Here is a 17,421-nt window from a genome sequence, read left to right as displayed (position 1 = left end):
TTTTCGAATTCATCATTGCTATTTGTATAACTCAACCACATGATTATTGACTTCGAGGCTTGGTAATACACTTGATAAACAAAGCCTTATCATGTTTAACAGCAACAATTTTTTCGATATGAGCCTATATTAACGGCGGCTAAGGATATGGTGGCCGTTTTGCAGGAATTGGCTGCGAGAGTTGCGCATTCTTTCGATACGTTCTTCTGCCATACGGTCAGCCGCTTTATAAGTAGGAATTCCATCCCTTTTAGCAATTTCGATTACTTTTTCAATATTGTTGTAAATAGTTTCAACCTTTTTCATTGCTCTTTCAGCATTATAGCCGTAAAGCTCATCTGCAACATTAATTACACCGCCAGCATTGATGACATAGTCAGGCGCATACACAATACCCATTTCATGGATGATATCTCCATGTTTTGTATCCTTTAGCTGGTTGTTTGCAGCTCCAGCAATAACCTTTGCTTTTAACTGGGGGATTGTTTCGTCATTGATTACTGCGCCTAATGCACATGGTGCGTAAATATCACAGTCTACACTGTAGATTTCATCCGGCTCAACCGCTTTAGCACCGAATTCCTCAACAGCTCTTTGTACTGCTTCCTTGTTAATATCAGTAACGATCAGCTGAGCGCCTTCTTCATGGAGGTGGCGGCAAAGATTAAATGCCACATTGCCTACCCCTTGAACTGCGATTGTCTTTCCTTCTAGGGAATCTGTACCAAACGCTTCCTTAGCAGCTGCCTTCATTCCTCTGTATACGCCGTAAGCCGTTACCGGGGATGGATTTCCTGATGAACCGAAAGCTGGTGAGATACCAGTTACATAATCAGTTTCCTCATGGATTAAGTCCATATCTGCAACAGTAGTACCCACATCTTCTGCAGTGATATATCTTCCATTCAAGCCCTGGATATAGCGGCCGAATGCACGGAACATTTCTTCGTTCTTATCCTTGCGCGGGTCGCCAATAATAACTGTCTTACCGCCACCAAGGTTCAAGCCAGCAGCAGCATTCTTGTATGTCATACCTTTAGCAAGGCGAAGTGCATCCTCGATCGCCGCCTCTTCTGATGCGTAAGTCCACATACGAGTTCCACCTAAAGCTGGTCCAAGAGTTGTATCATGAATTGCGATGATTGCTTTCAATCCTGACTGTTTATCCTGGCAAAATACAACCTGCTCATAATCGTACTGTTCTAGATACTTGAAAATTTCCATTTAAAATTCCTCCCCTGGTTTATGTAAATTATTTAGAAGCAGAGCATAACGCCAATGCAAGTGAGTATAACTTACTTTCAGCAGTGTCCGCCCTGGATGTTAACACGATTGGTGCTTTTGCTCCGGCAATGACTGCCCCAACCTTTGCGTTGGCAAAATAAATTAATGATTTATAAAGGACATTACCTACCTCGATTGCTGGGACTAACAAGATATCAGCTCTGCCGGCAACCTCACTATTTATCCCCTTATGCTCTGCGGCAAGCTGTGAAACCGCATTATCAAGGGCCAGCGGGCCATCCACGATACATCCGGGAATTTGTCCCCTTTTGTTCATCATCGTTAATGAAGCTGCATCTACCGTAGCCTGCATGGCCGGATTGATCACTTCAACCGCTGCGAGTGGTGCTACTTTCGGCAATTCATTCCCTATAGCATGAGCTACCTTGACAGCATTCTTGATAATTTGGGCTTTTTGCTCGAGATCTGGCGCAATATTCATAGCTGCATCGGTAACGATTGTAAATCGATCGTAACCCGGCACTTCAAAAACAGCCACATGAGAAAGCACCGCCCCTGTCCTCAGCCCATATTCTTTATTTAGGACAGCCTTCAAAATCGCAGCAGTCGGGATATTCCCTTTCATCACGACATTGGCTTCTTTCGCATTGACTGCTTTCACGGCCATTTCTGCGGCAGTATTATTATTCGGCGCGGAAATGATTTTAACCCGTTTGCTGTCTGCAAGTTCTGGATGATCAGCTGCAATCATTCTTTCGATTTCTTCCTTGTTTCCGTATAGAAGAAAATCGGCAAGCTCCAGGTTTACAGCTTGAGCAACTGCCTCTAATACCTCAGCATCTTCAGCCGCTGCGACAGCTACTGTTTTCCTTTCATTTTGGGATGCCATGCTGATAAGTGAGTCTAATTTCATGACTGATTCAACCCTTTCTGTTCTTCTCGCATCACCGCTAATTATATATGCAAGAACTGTGCCAACCCGGAACGTTGAAAACGCTTTACTTTTGCTCAAAAATATTATGCAAAAAATTGCAGAGTGTGAAAATTATTGCATGCCATCTGCTTCAATACTATATTTTTCAAGCTTATAGTATAAATTTCTGACTGATACACCTAAAACTTTGGCTGCAGCTGTTTTATTCCCTTTTACAGCCTTAAGAGTTGATTTGATTACTTTTGCTTCGTACTTGTCCAACTGGAGTGAAAGGGGTTCAGTCGGAATTGACTGGCCAATGGTATCATCACTGTCCTTCAGTTGACTTTTCTGCAATTCAGGCAAATGCTCAATCCGGATGATCGTTTCGCTATAGCTCAAGAAGATAATTGCGCGGCCAAGAACATTTTCAAGCTCCCTGACGTTTCCGGGCCAATCATACTCCATCAACTTTCTAATAGCATCCTCTGAAACACCTTCAACGTTACGTCCATAGTCTTGATTAATTTTGCGGATCAACCTTTCACATAGGAGTGGGATGTCTTCCTTCCTTCTTCTGAGAGGCGGTATATGAATCGGCATTCTGTTCAAACGATAATATAAGTCTTCTCTAAAACTGCCATTTGCAATCGCTTTTTCAAGGTTCATATTTGTGGCGGCTATAACCCTGACATTGATTGGTACAGGTTTCGTTCCACCTACCCGGACAATTTCTCTCTCCTGTAAAACCCGAAGTAATTTGGCCTGAGTATTGGCAGGAAGCTCACCGATTTCATCAAGAAAAATACTGCCGTTATTGGCTTCCTCAAAAAAACCGCGTTTACCGCCACGTTTAGCACCTGAAAACGCTCCTTCTTCGTAGCCAAAAAGTTCGCTTTCCAGCAGCGATTCAGAAATTGCCGCGCAATTAACACGTATGAACTTATTGAACCTGCGGTCGCTGGCATTGTGAATCGCATGGGCAAATAATTCTTTCCCGGTTCCAGATTCCCCGCGAAGGAGGACAGTAGCAGGTGTTTTTGCCCCGAGCTTTGCTTGTTCAATCGGAATCGTCATTTCTTCGGATTGGCCGATAATATCCTCAAACGAGTATTTTGCTTCAAGGGTCCTGATAATCTGCCTTGCGCGTGTCAGCTCCCGATTCAAGCTCTGGATTTCCGACATATCATGGATAACCCCGACACTCCCCTTTAACTTTCCATCTACTATGATGGGCGCTACGTTGACAACAACTTCTTTTTTATTGGGGCCGACCCTCATCGCTGTTCCACGAACTGGCCTTCTCGTCTTAAGGACTTTCATGTGCATGCTTTCGCCTTCGGATATATCAGCGGTGGCTGGCTGCCCGATTACTTCCTCTTCCTTAAGTCCAGTTATCCTGGTATAAGCAGGATTGATTAAAATCCCCCGTCCATCTTCATCTACCACAGAAATTGCTTCATCGCTGGAGTTTATGATTGCCTGAAGCATTGTTTGAATCTCTTTTAGATTCGTTATCTCTTCCGCAAGATTTACAACTTCTGTAATATCCTTAAAAACAGAGAACGCTCCAATCAATTGGTCATTTTCATCAATGATCGGTATTCTTGTCGTGATGATTTTTGACCCATTCGGGAGCAATAATTCCTGGTTGGACTCTGTCTTCCTCGTGTTCAAAATTCTTGGAAGCTTGCTTGTTGGTATTATTTCTAAAACATGTTGCCCTTCTGCCTGTTCTCTTGTTGTTCCGATAATTTTCTCAGCGCTCTTATTAAACAAAGTTATGATTCCTTCTGTATTGATGACTACCATACCATCTCCAGAAGAGTTAAAAATCAAGTCATGCTCATATGTAATTTTTCTGAGAGTTTTTATTAACTCTTCTTTTTCCTCTAAAAGGGTCGCCAGTAGGAATGCGACACTGCCGGGAATCAGTACTGTGTTTTTACCGCGGGCCTCCCTTAATTCCTTGAAGACTTCCTCCTCACCTGTCACTTCGATGATGATATCCAGATGTTCTGACATATATTGATGCCAATCTGTTCCGGTTTGGATGCCAGCATTTTGCGCCGCGAGAATTCCAGGGGCGTCAGGATTAAGGTCAATTACAGCTATAACATCTGCAGTCTCTTTGAAAATGTTCAGGATGGCCGTTCCACCCTTACCCGCTCCTACAATCATTACTTTCTGCATAATATCCACCACATATCTGGAAAAATATTTCATAGGTCCAATTTTCTAGTGTGCAAAATCTTTCACTATTATTGTAATTCTTTTTGAATGCGCTGACAAATTTCTTTGTTTTCCAACTCTTCTGTAAGTAATGCTCCTTGAACAACTTATATTGCGGAAAAACACGGGGTTGAGTATACTTTTTAGAAGAGGACAAATAACGAGGGGAAACCAAATGATCAGGATCATAGCATTAATCATTATGTTGATACCAGGCGTCATCGCTGCTTTAGGGGTAAAACTTATGCGAGACATGGTGTTTGGAATCTTGCAGGCGCCTTTCCCAAATTTAGGGCTTCAATTCTTGGCGGGACTTCTTTTTTTCCTGGCGGGACTGGGGTTCATCGCTGGTTTTATCCTGCATCGTGATCGCAAAAGAAATAAAGTCCAGGCATATTTCCGAATACCTGATAGCAATAAAAAGCAAAACAGGCCTTGAATTCAGGCCTGTTTTATTTTTTCTCTAATTCTCCTTGCCTTTGCAGGATCATCTGTTATGATCGCACTGCAATTAACCTTGAACAACCTTTCCAGCTCTGTCTCTTTATTTACAGTATATGGTCTCACTTCAATCCCGCTTTCCAGCGAAGCCATGACAATTTGATCCGGCGCAGCCCGCCAGTGAGGATGAAAGCCTTTAGCTTTTATCGACTGTGCGTATATCCATGGCATGTATAATCCTTCGGAAAGCAAAGGTGCGATTTCAATCTCTGGAGCAAGCAAATAGCTTTGGACAATGCTGTAATGATTGAAGGATGAAATGATGATCCTGTCTGATAAGTCATAAGACCTAACCATATTTATGACCTTTTCCTCCATACCTTCATAAGGGATGATACTATTTTTTAATTCAATATTACAGACCATTTTGGTTCCGGTTAACCATTCCAGAACTTCATCTAAAGTAGGGATCGGTTCTTTTTTTGGTATAGCCTCGAATTTGTATCGGGCATCCAATTTTCTTAAATCCTTTAAATTGTAGTCCTTTACGAGTCCAGTGCCATCCGTTGTACGATCAACCTTCTCATCATGAATCACAACTAGCTCACCGTCTTTTGTCATCTGGACATCGAGCTCCAATCCCTCTGCACCTGCTGTTTCCGCTTCTTTAAAAGCAAGCAAAGTGTTTTCAGGATATTCTGCTGCATAGCCGCGATGTGCTAAAATAAGAGTCATAAACTATCACACCTATCTTTTCAATTTGGAGGTAAGACAATGAGGCCATTACATATTTCTGCTGAGACTGCTGTAAAGCTTTCCGAAAAACTCGGAGTGCCTATTGAACAAATCATGCATATGCCCCAACATATCCTTATTCAAAAATTGACGGAACTTGAAAAAGAAAAAGAAAAATAAATCCAAAAAACGCCTACAGGGCGTTTTTTTTATGGAATCCTTCGCTATATATACATGATAATATTCAAACTCATGGAATACCAATATTCAGGCATATAAAAACATCTTACTTTAGGACGGTAATACCGTGATAAAGTAAGATGTTCCATAAAATAGTATGAATAAATAGCTAACTCTTCCCTAACTCCTTCAAGAAGCCTTATGCTCAAGGCGCAGCTTGTCAGCGACCATCGCGATGAATTCAGAATTTGTCGGCTTTGCCTTGGACATCGAAACAGTATAACCAAACAGCGAGGAAATAGAATCAATATTCCCTCTGCTCCACGCCACTTCAATCGCATGGCGGATTGCACGTTCTACACGGCTTGCCGTTGTATTGAATTTCTTAGCGATATCCGGATAGAGGACTTTTGTGATCGAGCCAAGTAGTTCAATATCGTTATATACCATTGAAATGGCCTCACGCAAGTACATATAACCTTTAATATGTGCAGGGACGCCAATTTCATGGATGATGCTTGTAATGCTTGCATCAAGATTTTTAGGCTTTTGTTCCGCATTTCTGCCATAATTGATTGATGACGATGGTTTGCGAGCAACTGATTTCGCCTTGCCGCTTACCTGACGGATATGTCCTGCCAGCTGCTCCATATCGAACGGTTTTAGAATGAAATAGGATGCCCCAAGGTCTACAGCTTTCTTTGTTACATCTTCTTGGCCAAACGCAGTCAACATGATTACATTTGGAATGATACCCTTCTTCATTTCACGAAGTCTCTCCAGGACCGCCAGCCCATCAAGGTGCGGCATAATAATATCTAAAAGCAGGACATCAGGATCTGTATCTTCGAGCATTTCTAAACATTCCTGGCCATTATGGGCAACTCCAACAATCTCCATATCATCCTGAGAGGAAATATATTCCTCAAGAAGACCTACTAATTCTCTGTTGTCATCAACTACGCATACTTTTATTTTGTTCACTACTTGGTTCCTCCTCAATCCAATTATGATCACAAACATTATCTTCTCTAAATTCTATTCTAAATGACTAATTCGACAATGCAACAGAAATTCCTCTTATTTTTAATTTTTTCTTAAAAAAGTAATATTTTCTTATAAATGCTTCATTTTCCTTTGTTTTTCGACTTATTTCGATAGTTGACAAAAAAGTGATAGATATTTTGTCGAATAATCTTGGTTTTGGGATGATTCCTATAATGAAACACTTTTTACTTAGACTGTTGATTTCCGTCCAGGTTATCCGCTGGAAGAATTATAACAAAACCCAACTGCCGGCTTTTTTCAATAAGCGAATTCTTCCTCACTGGCGGTGAGCCTCCCCGTCGAAAGATAACACCTTCGTAATTTTTTAAGACTTTTGCTCGTCTTACCCTGATGACGGACACTTTTTCATGATTTTCACTGATTTCTGTCCGTCATATCCCTGGTGAGGGACACTTTTTTCGTGATTTACTTTGATTTCTGTCCGTCACATCCCTTATGACGGACACTTTTTTATGGTTTTCATTAATTTCTGTCCGTCATGCCCCTGATGACGGACACTTTTTCGTGGTTTTCTTCAATTTCTGTCCGTCATATCCCTGATGACGGACACTTTTTTATGGTTTTCATTAATTTCTGTCCATCATGCCCCTGATGACGGACACTTTTTCATGATTTTCATTAATTTGTGTCCGTCATGCCACTGATGACGGACACTTTCTCATGATTTTTGACTGATTTCTGTCCGTCATATCCCTGGTGATGGACACTTTTTCGTGATTTACTTTGATTTCTGTCCGTCATGCCACTGATGACGGACACTTTTTCGTGGTTTTCTTCAATTTCTGTCCGTCATATCCCTTATGACGGACACTTTTTCGTGATTTACTTTGATTTCTGTCCGTCACGCTCTTGCGGCGTCTATATATTGTTTACACATAAAGAAAAGGCGGCTATTTGCCGCCGCCGAATTCCTGTATTAGCTTGCCTGCTCTCTTGGTTTTTCGTAAATGTCTATGCCTGCTTCGTTCAGCATCCATTCTATATGGACACCATATCCACTTGTTGGGTCATTTACAAAGACATGGGTTACAGCTCCCACTAACTTATCTCCCTGGATAATCGGACTGCCGCTCATTCCCTGGACAATTCCACCTGTTTTTTCCAACAGTTCCGGGTCAGTTACCTTAATGACCATCCCCTTCGTTGCTGGGAATTTTTGTGGGATTGTGCTGACAATTTCTATATCAAAAAGGTTTACTTCGTCATTATTCACGACCGTCAGGATTTTCGCCGGACCTTCTTTTACTTGATGTGAAAGCGCAATTGGCAAGGGTTTATCAAATACGCCATTTGAAATATCTTTGTTCAGTTCTCCAAAGATTCCAAAAGGACTGTTCCTCCGGATATTCCCAATTACTTCCCGGTCAGATGAAAAGCGAGCAAGCTTTTCCCCCGGATTGCCTTTACCGCCTTTTTCAATCGAAGTAACTGTCGATCTTACGATTTGCCCATCTCCTACGACGATTGGCTTTTTCGTATCCATGTCGGAAATAACATGACCCAGCGCTCCATATTTTTTTGACTGAGGATGATAAAAAGTCATCGTCCCGATTCCTGCAGCTGAATCGCGTATATACAACCCAAGCTTATAGGTGTTTTCATTTACATCCTTTTCTGGCTGAAGTTTCGTTTTGATTTTTTCATTTTCCCTTTTAATTACAACATCCAATGGCTTGCCATCTTCCCCAGCTTGTTTTACAAACGGGCCAACGTCCGCCATTTTTTCAATTTGCTGTCCATTGATTTCTGTGATGATATCGCCTTTTTTTATTCCTGCCTTTTCACCTGGTGACACTCTTCCTTCATCTGCCTGAACCTGGTGATGTCCGACCACAAGGACACCAACCGTATTCAGCTTTACACCTATTGATTGACCGCCTGGCCTGACCTTGAAATCCTTCAAGACATTTACATCGACTTTTTTAACCGGGAAACCTGCTAGTTCAAGGACCATTTCATCCTTCCCATGCCTTTTTGCCTCTAGAGACAAGGTTTCACCTTTTTGATCCACTGCGATATTTGAGTCTTTTACGAGAGCTGAAACTTGGACTGCATTTGCCTGGAAATCAAGCTTTTGCCCCTCGAATAATGTTATATCTCCTGGAATAGATAAATATTCATGTACTGGTTTTGCAAATCCTAAAGCAATTAATGAAACAAGGAGAATTCCACCAATAAATTTTCTGAGAAAATCTTTTTTCAAATCCATTCACTCTCCTCGCTTCTAGTCCACACACATCGAAAATGGCTACATCTTTAATTTTGCCTCGACTCCCCGCATTTATAACCTGTATAAAAATAAAAAAGCTACCCATTATGGATAGCTTTTCATGTAACGGCCTTCATATTCTGGGCAAGCTTCAGTAATTCTTCAGCATGCTGTTTCGTGAGGTCTGTAACTTCAACGCCTGATATCATCCTGACAATTTCCTTTACCTTTTCAGAGGAAGAAAGTGGAGTGACGGATGTTTTCGTCCTTCCATTCTTTATGACCTTTGCGATATATAGGTGGGTATCTGCCATAGCAGCAACTTGAGGCAAATGCGAAATGCACAGAACCTGGGATCCAGTCGACACATTATAGATTTTTTCTGCAATCGATTGTGCAACCCGTCCGCTGACTCCTGTGTCCACTTCATCGAAAATGATTGAAGTAACACCCTGATGTTTTGAGAAGATACTTTTCAGGGCGAGCATGATCCGAGAAAGTTCTCCTCCGGATGCAATTTTTGACAGAGGCTTCAGTGGTTCTCCTGGATTTGTCGAGATATAAAATTCAACCTTATCTGCGCCATTTTTATGAAAATGGTCAGAATCCGCGTCGATTCTTAGGTCAAATACCGTCTTCTCCATATACAGCTCTTTTAGTTCTTTATGGATTAATTTTGCAAGCTTTTTCGCCCATTTCCTGCGAGTCTGAGTCAGGTTATTGGCCTCGATGCGCAAATCCTTCTTAAGCGATGTAAGCTCCTTTTCCATCTGGCCGATATGAACTTCTTTATTTTGTAGCGTCTCAATTTCTTCTTCGATTTTCGAAGAATACTCGAGGATTTCTTCTATCGTTTTCCCATATTTACGCTTCAATTGATTGATTTCATTTAGCCTGTCTTCGATTTCAATCAAGCGCTGCGGGTCATATTCAAGGGAATCAAGTTCATTCCTGATAGTTCTCGTTGCGTCTTCCAGCATATAAAAACTGTTCGCTACAATGTCAGCGACATTTTTATAGTCTGGATGCAAATCAGCTGCATTCTGCAGGTTATCCATTACTAGACCAATCCAGTCAAGGCCCTTTTGCTCACCCTGTAAAGCTGAATAACTGGTTTGGATGCTCTCGTAAATCTTTTCGAAGTTGCCAAGCTTACGCTTCTCTTCAAAAAGCTCTTCATCCTCGTTCATCTGTAGGCCCGCTGAGAGGATTTCATCATGTTGGAACTGGATCAAATCAAGTCTATGGGCCATTTGCTGTTCATTTTCACTTAAGCTTTTCAGCTTTTTCTGTGTTTGTTCAAATGAACGGTAAACCTGCTGGTATTCATGAAGGGCAGGCAGGATTTCATCTGCACCAAATTGGTCCAGCAGATTGATATGCTTTGTCTCATCCATCAATTCCTGGTGCTCGTGCTGACCATGAATGTCAATCAAGGTCGAACCTACTTCACGCAGGACTGCAATCGTGACAAGCTTGCCATTAATTCTGCAGACGCTTTTTCCACTCGCTGAAATATCTCTTCTTAAAACAATCATGGCATCTTCAATTTCAATGCCAAATTCAGCTGCTTTTCCATAACTCGGATGATTTTCACCTTCCAGATGGAATAAACCTTCAATTTCAGCTTTATCTTCGCCATGGCGAACGAATTCTGCTGAACCCCTTCCGCCCACGAGCAGGTGGATGGCATCAATGATGATGGATTTCCCAGCCCCTGTTTCACCCGTGAGTACGGTAAGCCCTTTATTAAAAGAAACGGATAATGATTCAATTATTGCGAAGTTTCGTATCGATAATTCATTTAACAAGCAAACGTCACCTCATTTACAGCATTTCGAGAAAACGATTTGTGACTTGCTCAGTATCCTCTGGAGTACGGCAAATAATCAAGATGGTATCGTCTCCACAAATCGTGCCAAGAATATCTTCCCAATCGAGATTATCAATCAGTGCGCCGATCGCATTTGCATTGCCAGGCAGAGTTTTCATTACTAAAAGGTGGCCTGCCTGGTCAATCCGGATAAAAGCATCCATCAACGACCTTTTTAATTTTTGCAATGGATTGAACCGCTGATCTGCAGGAAGACTGTATTTGTATCTGCCATCAATCAAAGGAACCTTTACAAGATGGAGCTCCTTGATGTCACGTGAAACTGTCGCCTGTGTAACATTAAAACCGGCAGCCTTCAGCCGATCGACAAGTTCATCCTGCGTCTCGATATCTTTACTCGCGATTAATTCACGGATTTTAATATGTCGCTGTCCTTTATTCATTAATATCACCCCTGGATATATCCGAAACATTCATATACTCATATGTTAGCCGATTTCAACAGAATGTACAATCATTCGTGGACTTTCGGCAAAAGTTATCGATGGAATTGACGAAGTGGTGAACTTTCTATAAGAAGAGTTTCTTCTGAAAATGGCACTATAAATTCGGCTGTTGATTTTCGTTCCAGGCGCTTCGCTTTCCGCGGGAAGTCCGGGAGCCTCCTCGGCGCTTTTAGCGCCTGCGGGGTCTCCCGTGACTTTCTCATCCCGCAGGAGTCTACGCGCCTTCCACTACAAACAACAGGTTTTTAATATTCAACAATAGCATTACCAAAACCTAAAACCTATAGCATTATGTCTTATTCCACTGTAAACTTCATAAAATTTCAAAATCACACAAAAAAGAACAGGCTTATTCAGCCTATTCTTCTTCGCTGGTTTGCTTTGATTTTAGTTCATTATGCGCTTCAGTTACGACTGCTTCAGGCTTGGTCTTCAGCAACAGACTGCCTTTCTCTTCTGCTGTGTTGTTCCACTGAAGATGAAGCAGGAATTCGATATTGCCATCACCGCCTGTGATCGGCGAGAAGCTTAGATCCATAACATCATAGCCCTCTTCTATCGAAAAAGAAATGATTCTGTCCAAAACTTGTTCGTGGACCTTCCTGTCACGTACGATACCTTTTTTGCCAACTTGTTCTCTTCCGGCCTCAAATTGCGGCTTGACGAGAGCGACAACATCGCTGCCTGTTACCAGTAAAGTTTTTAACACAGGCAATATCAGCCGAAGTGATATGAAAGATACATCTATGCTTGCAAAATTCGGCATCCCTTTAATTAGGTCCTCCGGTTTCACATAGCGGAAGTTTGTCCGCTCCATCACGACGACACGTACATCCTGACGAAGCTTCCAGGCTAGCTGGTTGTAGCCGACATCCAAGGCGTAAGACATCTCAGCGCCGTTTTGAAGGGCACAATCGGTAAAGCCGCCAGTCGAAGCTCCGATATCCAGCAGCGTTTTCCCTTGAACATCAAGATCAAAAACCTTTAATGCCTTTTCAAGCTTCAATCCTCCACGGCTTACGTATGGCAGGACATTTCCTTTTACCATCAATGGAATGTCACTGCTAACCTTTTCACCAGGCTTGTCCAGTCGGTTTTCATTGGAATAGACGAGCCCCGCCATGATTGTCCGTTTGGCCTTCTCCCTTGTTTCGGCAAGACCGCGTTCAACAAGCAGTACATCTAATCGTTCTTTTTTGATTTTCATTTGCTACGCCCTTTTTTGTTTCTGTCTCGCAAGCTTCTGCATTCGCAAGACGACATCTTCTGTTGTCATTCCAATTTCTTCAAGAAGCTTATCGACACTGCCATGCTCAATGAATTGATCTGGGATTCCCATCCTGTCGATTTCTACATGCTGATAGCCCAGGTCATGGGACATTTCTAGCACGAAGCTGCCGAATCCACCCTGAAGGATAGCTTCCTCAATCGTAAGAATCGGCATATTATCATTCAGGATGCCAACCAGCATCTCTTCATCCAGAGGCTTGATAAAACGGGTATTGACTACTTTTACTGATACACCCTGTTTTGCCAGAATCTCTGCTGCCTCCATTGCCATCGGAATCGTGGTTCCAAATGTCAGGATGGCTGCGTCTTCACCTTCACGAAGCACTTCCCAGGTTCCAATTGGGATTTCTTTCAACTCTTCATCCATTGGTACACCTAGTCCATTGCCTCGTGGATAACGCATGGCAATCGGGCCTTCGTCATACTTTATGGCCGTGTATACCATATGTTGTCCTTCATTTTCATCTTTCGGCATCATCAATACCATATTAGGCAAGTGCCTTAAAAAGGCGATATCAAATACGCCCTGGTGAGTTTCGCCATCAGCACCAACGAGTCCGGCACGGTCAATTCCAATGAACACATTCAGGTTCTGGCGGCAAATATCATGGACCACCTGGTCATATGCGCGCTGCAGGAAGGTTGAATAGATTGCCAAGAATGGTTTCATATTTTGCGTTGCCAGTCCTGCGGCAAACGTCGTCGCATGCTGTTCAGCGATTCCGACGTCGATCATTCTGTCAGGGAATTCGCTGGCAAAGCCCTCAAGCTTCGAACCAACAGGCATAGCAGGCGTTACAGCAACGATACGTTCGTCCGTCCTCGCGATTTTCCTTACTGTCTCACTAACCAGCTTACTCCAGGCTGGAGGTGAGAATTCTGGCTTCACAAAATCACCGGTTTCCATTTTATAAGGTCCGGTTCCATGCCAAGTGCCAATTTTATCGTTTTCAGCCGGGTTATATCCCTTGCCCTTTTTCGTGATCACATGCAACAATACAGGCCCTTCCTGTTTTTTTGCATATGCAAGGTTTTCAAACAAGTCGTCGTAATCATGGCCATCTACTGGTCCAAGATAAGTAAATCCTAATTCCTCGAAAAAGATTCCTGAAACAAACAGATATTTTAAACTGTCCTTTATCCTTTCGGCAGTCGCTGCGAGCTGACCGCCAATAGCAGGAACCTTTTTTAACAAGTATTCAAGTTCATCTTTTACCCAATGGTACTTACCAGCGGTCCGAAGGCGGCCAAGCACACTATGCAAAGCTCCCACATTTGGAGCGATCGACATTTCGTTATCATTCAAAATGACAATCAGCTTCTTCTTTTCATGCCCGATGTGGTTCAAGGCCTCTAAAGCCATTCCTCCTGTAAGAGCACCGTCACCGATAATTGGAACGATATGGGAATCTTCCCTTTTCAGGTCCCGGGCAATCGCCATCCCCATAGCAGCTGAAAGTGAAGTCGAACTATGGCCTGTTTCCCAGACATCATGCTCACTTTCAATCATTTTAGGAAAACCGCACAGTCCTTTATGCTGCCTTAACGTATCAAATTGACATGCTCTTCCGGTCAGGATTTTATGTACGTATGATTGATGGCCGACATCCCAAAGAAATTTATCCTTCGGGCTGTCAAAACACTTATGAAGGGCAATCGTTAATTCGACAACACCGAGGTTAGGTCCTATGTGTCCGCCTGTAACTGATAGTTTTTCGATTAAAAACTGCCGAATCTCCCTGCTTAACTCTTCCAATTCCTTATTCGAAAGATTTTTTAAGAAGGAAGGGTCTTTTATTGATAAAAGATCCATTTCGGACCACTCACTTTCATTTCTGACTTATTATTCCGCGTTGTTTATTCATATTCTGAAAAAGTTGTTAGTAATACCATATATTAAGTAAAGAAAGGTTTTCAAGCACTACCTGAAAATATGGCATCTATTTTTCTAATTTATGTATAAAAAAAGCTGCCAACACTACCGTGCTAACAGCCAATTATAGCACACTATTGCACTATTCTCAACGATTGCTCTAATGGTTACGCAGTCCAATCAAATCGGTGATCTGGTCAAGAATCCCAACCTCAAGCCCGCTTTTGTCAAGTGAATCTTTCGCGCTTCGCAAATGGTAATCAAGTGCTTCTTTGGCTCCGGCTAATCCAAGCAAAGCAGGATACGTGCTTTTTTCGTTAGCTGTATCGCTGCCAACCGGCTTGCCGATCAATTCTTCTGTACCCTCAAGGTCGAGGATATCATCACGTATCTGGAATGCCAGGCCAATATGATAGGCAAACTTGGACATTACATCCTTTTGCTCCTTAGTTGCCCCGGCAATTTCTGCCCCCGCAATGATACTGTATTCGAGCAATTTCCCCGTTTTATTAATATGGATATATTCAAGCTGCTCAAGAGTCAGCTCTTTATTTTCCCCTTCCATATCTGCTACCTGGCCGCCCACCATGCCCGGAGCACCAGCGGCAGTTGATAATCCCTTAATCAACGCCAGCTTTACAGTAGCAGGTGCTGTATCCTCAGGGATATCCGCCAGCATGTTGAAACTCAATGTCAATAAAGCGTCGCCTGCAAGGATGGCAGTCGCTTCACCGAAAACTTTATGGTTCGTTGGCTTTCCTCTTCTCAAATCATCATCGTCCATACTCGGCAGATCATCATGAATCAGTGAATAAGTATGGACCATTTCGATTGCCGCAGCAGCATCAAGTCCATCTTGCGGGTCTTTCCCGAATGCATCGATTACAGCGAAAACGAGCAGCGGGCGGATCCTTTTCCCGCCTGCTTCCAGTGAATAAAGCATCGCCTTAGCAAGATTCTCCGGCGTATCAAGGGCACCAACCGCCTCCCTTAGCCTTTCCTCTACAAGAGTCTTGTATTTTGTTGTAAAAGAATCAAGTGAAACAGGATGCAATACTATTCCTCCTCATTTATGGAGAAACCCTCAGTCCGTCCATCTTCAGTAATGATCTGGGCCAGTTGTTCTTCCACATTCTTTAGCTTATCATGGCAAAGCTTGGATAATTCCATTCCTTCTTTATAAAAAGAGATCGCTTCTTCCAAAGGCACATCGCCTTCTTCAAGTTTTTCAACAATAGTCTCCAGTTGATCCATCGCCTGCTCAAAACTTAGTTTTTTTTCATCTGCCATCGTTTTCACTCTCCTTGATATCTGTCACGATACATTGAATGCTTCCATCAGAAAGCTTCACCTTTATTTTCCGTTCAGGTCTTACCTGGGTGACTGTTTTGATCAGTTCCCCATCTTCTGTGTATGCAAGGCTATAGCCTCGGTCCATGATTTTCAATGGGCTTAAGGCTTCAAGCGTAGACAGTATTCCATCAAACTCTTTTCGCTTTTCAGATAAGACGGCCGTCATCGCCCTGTTTAAAGCCCTCGTTGTCCTTCCGTGCCTTTCAGCAGACACTTTCCTCAGTTCTTCTGGGTGACTTCGAACCAATCTTCTCTTCAGTTGTAAAAGCGAATCGCTTTTAGCAGTATAGAGCTTTTCAGCTCCCCTGGTCAGCGATTCCGTCAACTTGTCAACTTGTTCAAGTTTTTGTTCATAAAGCTTCCTTGGATAACGGAAGGCATATGACCTGATCAGTCGCTGATAGCGTTCCTGCTGGAAAAATACTTTTTCCCTCATCGCCCTCATCAGCCTTGTTTCCCTGTTCATTACCCTCTCAATGAGATCCTGGATATGAGGGACTGCCAGTTCCGCTGCTCCAGTTGGAGTCGGCGCTCTCATGTCCGCGACAAAGTCAGCGATCGTGAAATCTGTTTCATGCCCGACTGCTGAGATGATGGGAATTTTCGAGGCAAAAATTGCTCTGGCAACTGATTCCTCATTAAAATTCCACAGCTCTTCAATCGATCCGCCCCCGCGACCGATGATCAGAACATCAATATCTGTCCTTGCATTCGCTTTCTCAATTGCCCTCACAATGGAAGGGCCTCCCTGCTCTCCCTGAACAAGGGCCGGGAAAATGAGCACCTTGGTAATTGGATATCTTCTTTTAATCGTTGTTAATATATCGCGGATTGCTGCCCCAGTTGGGGAAGTAACAATGCCGACAGCTTTTGGATATTTCGGAATAGGCTGCTTGTATTTTGGAGAAAAAAGGCCTTCTTGCTCAAGCTTCTTCTTCAGCTGCTCATAAGCAACAAATAAATCGCCCACTCCATCGGTTTTCATTTCTTTTATGTATACCTGGTACTGTCCACTGCCTTCGTACACTGAGATATCTCCTCTGACCAGAACCTTCATGCCATTCTCAGGCTTGAACTTCATGGACCTGGCGGCACCCGCAAACATGACAGCAAGTATTCGGGCTTTCTCATCCTTGAGCGTAAAATACATATGCCCGCTCGAATGCCTTTTGAAGTTGGAGATTTCCCCTTTGATATAGACACCCTGTAGATGCGGATCTGCATCGAATTTTCGTTTTATGTATTTGGTTAACGCGTTGACGGTTAGATAACGCTGATTATCCATTGGTAAACTCCTTTTGTGGAACTGATTAGAAAGCTCAAGCACCTTGTCCAGCCTCGACAAGCGCTGGAGGGCCGACCAGTGAAATCGCTCTTTGACTTCATTGGGCTGACCGAAATCGAAATGTATAGCCGACTGCCCAGAAACGCAGAAACTGGAGACTCCGACAAAGAAGCGCTTTTTGCTTCTGCCGGCGGAGTTGAAGTTTCGGAGTTTCTAGGAGGCGAAACTAGACAAGCGACTCGAGCTGCTCAAAGCTA

15 protein-coding genes are annotated in these 17,421 nt (G+C 42.9%); 2 read left to right on the top strand and 13 right to left on the bottom strand.

Annotated features, from left to right (window positions below; genetic code table 11):
* Nucleotides 1-129: 129 nt before the first annotated feature.
* The 3 genes from bcd to ACH0QE_RS12855 all read right to left on the bottom strand — a co-directional run bounded on the left by bcd (nt 130) and on the right by ACH0QE_RS12855 (nt 4,351).
* Nucleotides 130-1,224 (bottom strand): Leu/Phe/Val dehydrogenase, encoded by a 1,095-nt coding sequence (bcd, locus tag ACH0QE_RS12865; RefSeq protein ID WP_226085308.1) that lies wholly within the window; start codon nt 1,222-1,224, stop codon nt 130-132.
* Nucleotides 1,225-1,252: 28 nt separating this feature from the next.
* Nucleotides 1,253-2,158, bottom strand: a complete 906-nt coding sequence (gene yqiS / locus ACH0QE_RS12860; protein WP_415801040.1) for a phosphate butyryltransferase — start codon at nt 2,156-2,158, stop codon at nt 1,253-1,255.
* A 132-nt stretch (nt 2,159-2,290) separates the two neighbouring features.
* The gene (locus ACH0QE_RS12855; RefSeq protein ID WP_415801039.1) at nt 2,291-4,351 is read right to left on the bottom strand and encodes a sigma 54-interacting transcriptional regulator; all 2,061 of its coding nucleotides are present in this window, start codon (nt 4,349-4,351) and stop codon (nt 2,291-2,293) included.
* A 214-nt stretch (nt 4,352-4,565) separates the two neighbouring features.
* On the opposite strand from ACH0QE_RS12855, the gene ACH0QE_RS12850 reads away from it, so the two are divergent.
* Nucleotides 4,566-4,829 carry a DUF2627 domain-containing protein gene (locus tag ACH0QE_RS12850; RefSeq protein WP_415801038.1) on the top strand — a complete coding sequence of 88 codons (264 nt, stop codon included), beginning with the start codon at nt 4,566-4,568 and terminating at the stop codon, nt 4,827-4,829.
* A gap of 2 nt (nt 4,830-4,831) precedes the next feature.
* Here the strand turns inward: ACH0QE_RS12850 and ACH0QE_RS12845 are convergent, their stop codons facing one another.
* Nucleotides 4,832-5,566 (bottom strand): glycerophosphodiester phosphodiesterase, encoded by a 735-nt coding sequence (locus tag ACH0QE_RS12845; RefSeq protein ID WP_415801037.1) that lies wholly within the window; start codon nt 5,564-5,566, stop codon nt 4,832-4,834.
* 39 nt (nt 5,567-5,605) lie between these two features.
* Between ACH0QE_RS12845 and ACH0QE_RS12840 the strand changes: the two genes are divergently transcribed.
* A complete protein-coding gene (locus ACH0QE_RS12840) occupies nt 5,606-5,746 on the top strand; it encodes a YycC family protein (RefSeq protein WP_023627393.1) in 141 nt (46 codons plus the stop codon).
* Nucleotides 5,747-5,935: 189 nt separating this feature from the next.
* Here ACH0QE_RS12840 and spo0A read toward each other — a convergent pair whose 3' ends face one another.
* From spo0A to xseA, 9 genes are all read right to left on the bottom strand, one after another.
* Nucleotides 5,936-6,730 carry a sporulation transcription factor Spo0A gene (gene spo0A / locus ACH0QE_RS12835; protein ID WP_415801036.1) on the bottom strand — a complete coding sequence of 265 codons (795 nt, stop codon included), beginning with the start codon at nt 6,728-6,730 and terminating at the stop codon, nt 5,936-5,938.
* Between the two features lie 1,000 nt (nt 6,731-7,730).
* Nucleotides 7,731-9,023 (bottom strand): SpoIVB peptidase, encoded by a 1,293-nt coding sequence (spoIVB, locus tag ACH0QE_RS12830; protein ID WP_415801035.1) that lies wholly within the window; start codon nt 9,021-9,023, stop codon nt 7,731-7,733.
* A gap of 119 nt (nt 9,024-9,142) precedes the next feature.
* Nucleotides 9,143-10,834 carry a DNA repair protein RecN gene (recN, locus tag ACH0QE_RS12825; protein ID WP_415801034.1) on the bottom strand — a complete coding sequence of 564 codons (1,692 nt, stop codon included), beginning with the start codon at nt 10,832-10,834 and terminating at the stop codon, nt 9,143-9,145.
* Between the two features lie 16 nt (nt 10,835-10,850).
* Entirely contained in the window at nt 10,851-11,300 is a 450-nt protein-coding gene (gene ahrC / locus ACH0QE_RS12820; protein ID WP_041967930.1) for a transcriptional regulator AhrC/ArgR, read from the bottom strand.
* Nucleotides 11,301-11,721: 421 nt separating this feature from the next.
* Nucleotides 11,722-12,570 (bottom strand): TlyA family RNA methyltransferase, encoded by an 849-nt coding sequence (locus ACH0QE_RS12815; protein ID WP_415801033.1) that lies wholly within the window; start codon nt 12,568-12,570, stop codon nt 11,722-11,724.
* Between the two features lie 3 nt (nt 12,571-12,573).
* Entirely contained in the window at nt 12,574-14,466 is a 1,893-nt protein-coding gene (gene dxs / locus ACH0QE_RS12810; protein ID WP_415801031.1) for a 1-deoxy-D-xylulose-5-phosphate synthase, read from the bottom strand.
* A 220-nt stretch (nt 14,467-14,686) separates the two neighbouring features.
* Nucleotides 14,687-15,580: a polyprenyl synthetase family protein gene (locus ACH0QE_RS12805; RefSeq protein ID WP_415801030.1), complete on the bottom strand. Its 894-nt coding sequence runs from the start codon at nt 15,578-15,580 to the stop codon at nt 14,687-14,689.
* A 2-nt stretch (nt 15,581-15,582) separates the two neighbouring features.
* Nucleotides 15,583-15,816, bottom strand: a complete 234-nt coding sequence (locus tag ACH0QE_RS12800; protein WP_102263537.1) for an exodeoxyribonuclease VII small subunit — start codon at nt 15,814-15,816, stop codon at nt 15,583-15,585.
* A complete protein-coding gene (gene xseA / locus ACH0QE_RS12795) occupies nt 15,806-17,164 on the bottom strand; it encodes an exodeoxyribonuclease VII large subunit (protein ID WP_415801029.1) in 1,359 nt (452 codons plus the stop codon). Before xseA ends, ACH0QE_RS12800 begins: the two co-directional genes overlap by 11 nt.
* Between the last annotated feature and the right edge of the window lie 257 nt (nt 17,165-17,421).

Source organism: Mesobacillus sp. (genome assembly GCF_047739415.1).
GTDB lineage: Bacteria > Bacillota > Bacilli > Bacillales > Cytobacillaceae > Mesobacillus.
Note: the sequence above shows the minus strand (reverse complement) of the source record. Positions and strands in the feature narration are given on the sequence as shown.

Bases quoted from the DNA above. Each gene is read 5' to 3' on its own strand.
- bcd (WP_226085308.1), bottom strand. From the start codon at position 1,224: ATGGAAATTTTCAAGTATCTAGAACAGTACGATTATGAGCAGGTTGTA.
- yqiS (WP_415801040.1), bottom strand. From the start codon at position 2,158: ATGAAATTAGACTCACTTATCAGCATGGCATCCCAAAATGAAAGGAAA.
- ACH0QE_RS12855 (WP_415801039.1), bottom strand. From the start codon at position 4,351: ATGCAGAAAGTAATGATTGTAGGAGCGGGTAAGGGTGGAACGGCCATC.
- ACH0QE_RS12850 (WP_415801038.1), top strand. From the start codon at position 4,566: ATGATCAGGATCATAGCATTAATCATTATGTTGATACCAGGCGTCATC.
- ACH0QE_RS12845 (WP_415801037.1), bottom strand. From the start codon at position 5,566: ATGACTCTTATTTTAGCACATCGCGGCTATGCAGCAGAATATCCTGAA.
- ACH0QE_RS12840 (WP_023627393.1), top strand. From the start codon at position 5,606: ATGAGGCCATTACATATTTCTGCTGAGACTGCTGTAAAGCTTTCCGAA.
- spoIVB (WP_415801035.1), bottom strand. From the start codon at position 9,023: ATGGATTTGAAAAAAGATTTTCTCAGAAAATTTATTGGTGGAATTCTC.
- ahrC (WP_041967930.1), bottom strand. From the start codon at position 11,300: ATGAATAAAGGACAGCGACATATTAAAATCCGTGAATTAATCGCGAGT.
- ACH0QE_RS12815 (WP_415801033.1), bottom strand. From the start codon at position 12,570: ATGAAAATCAAAAAAGAACGATTAGATGTACTGCTTGTTGAACGCGGT.
- dxs (WP_415801031.1), bottom strand. From the start codon at position 14,466: ATGGATCTTTTATCAATAAAAGACCCTTCCTTCTTAAAAAATCTTTCG.
- ACH0QE_RS12800 (WP_102263537.1), bottom strand. From the start codon at position 15,816: ATGGCAGATGAAAAAAAACTAAGTTTTGAGCAGGCGATGGATCAACTG.
- xseA (WP_415801029.1), bottom strand. From the start codon at position 17,164: ATGGATAATCAGCGTTATCTAACCGTCAACGCGTTAACCAAATACATA.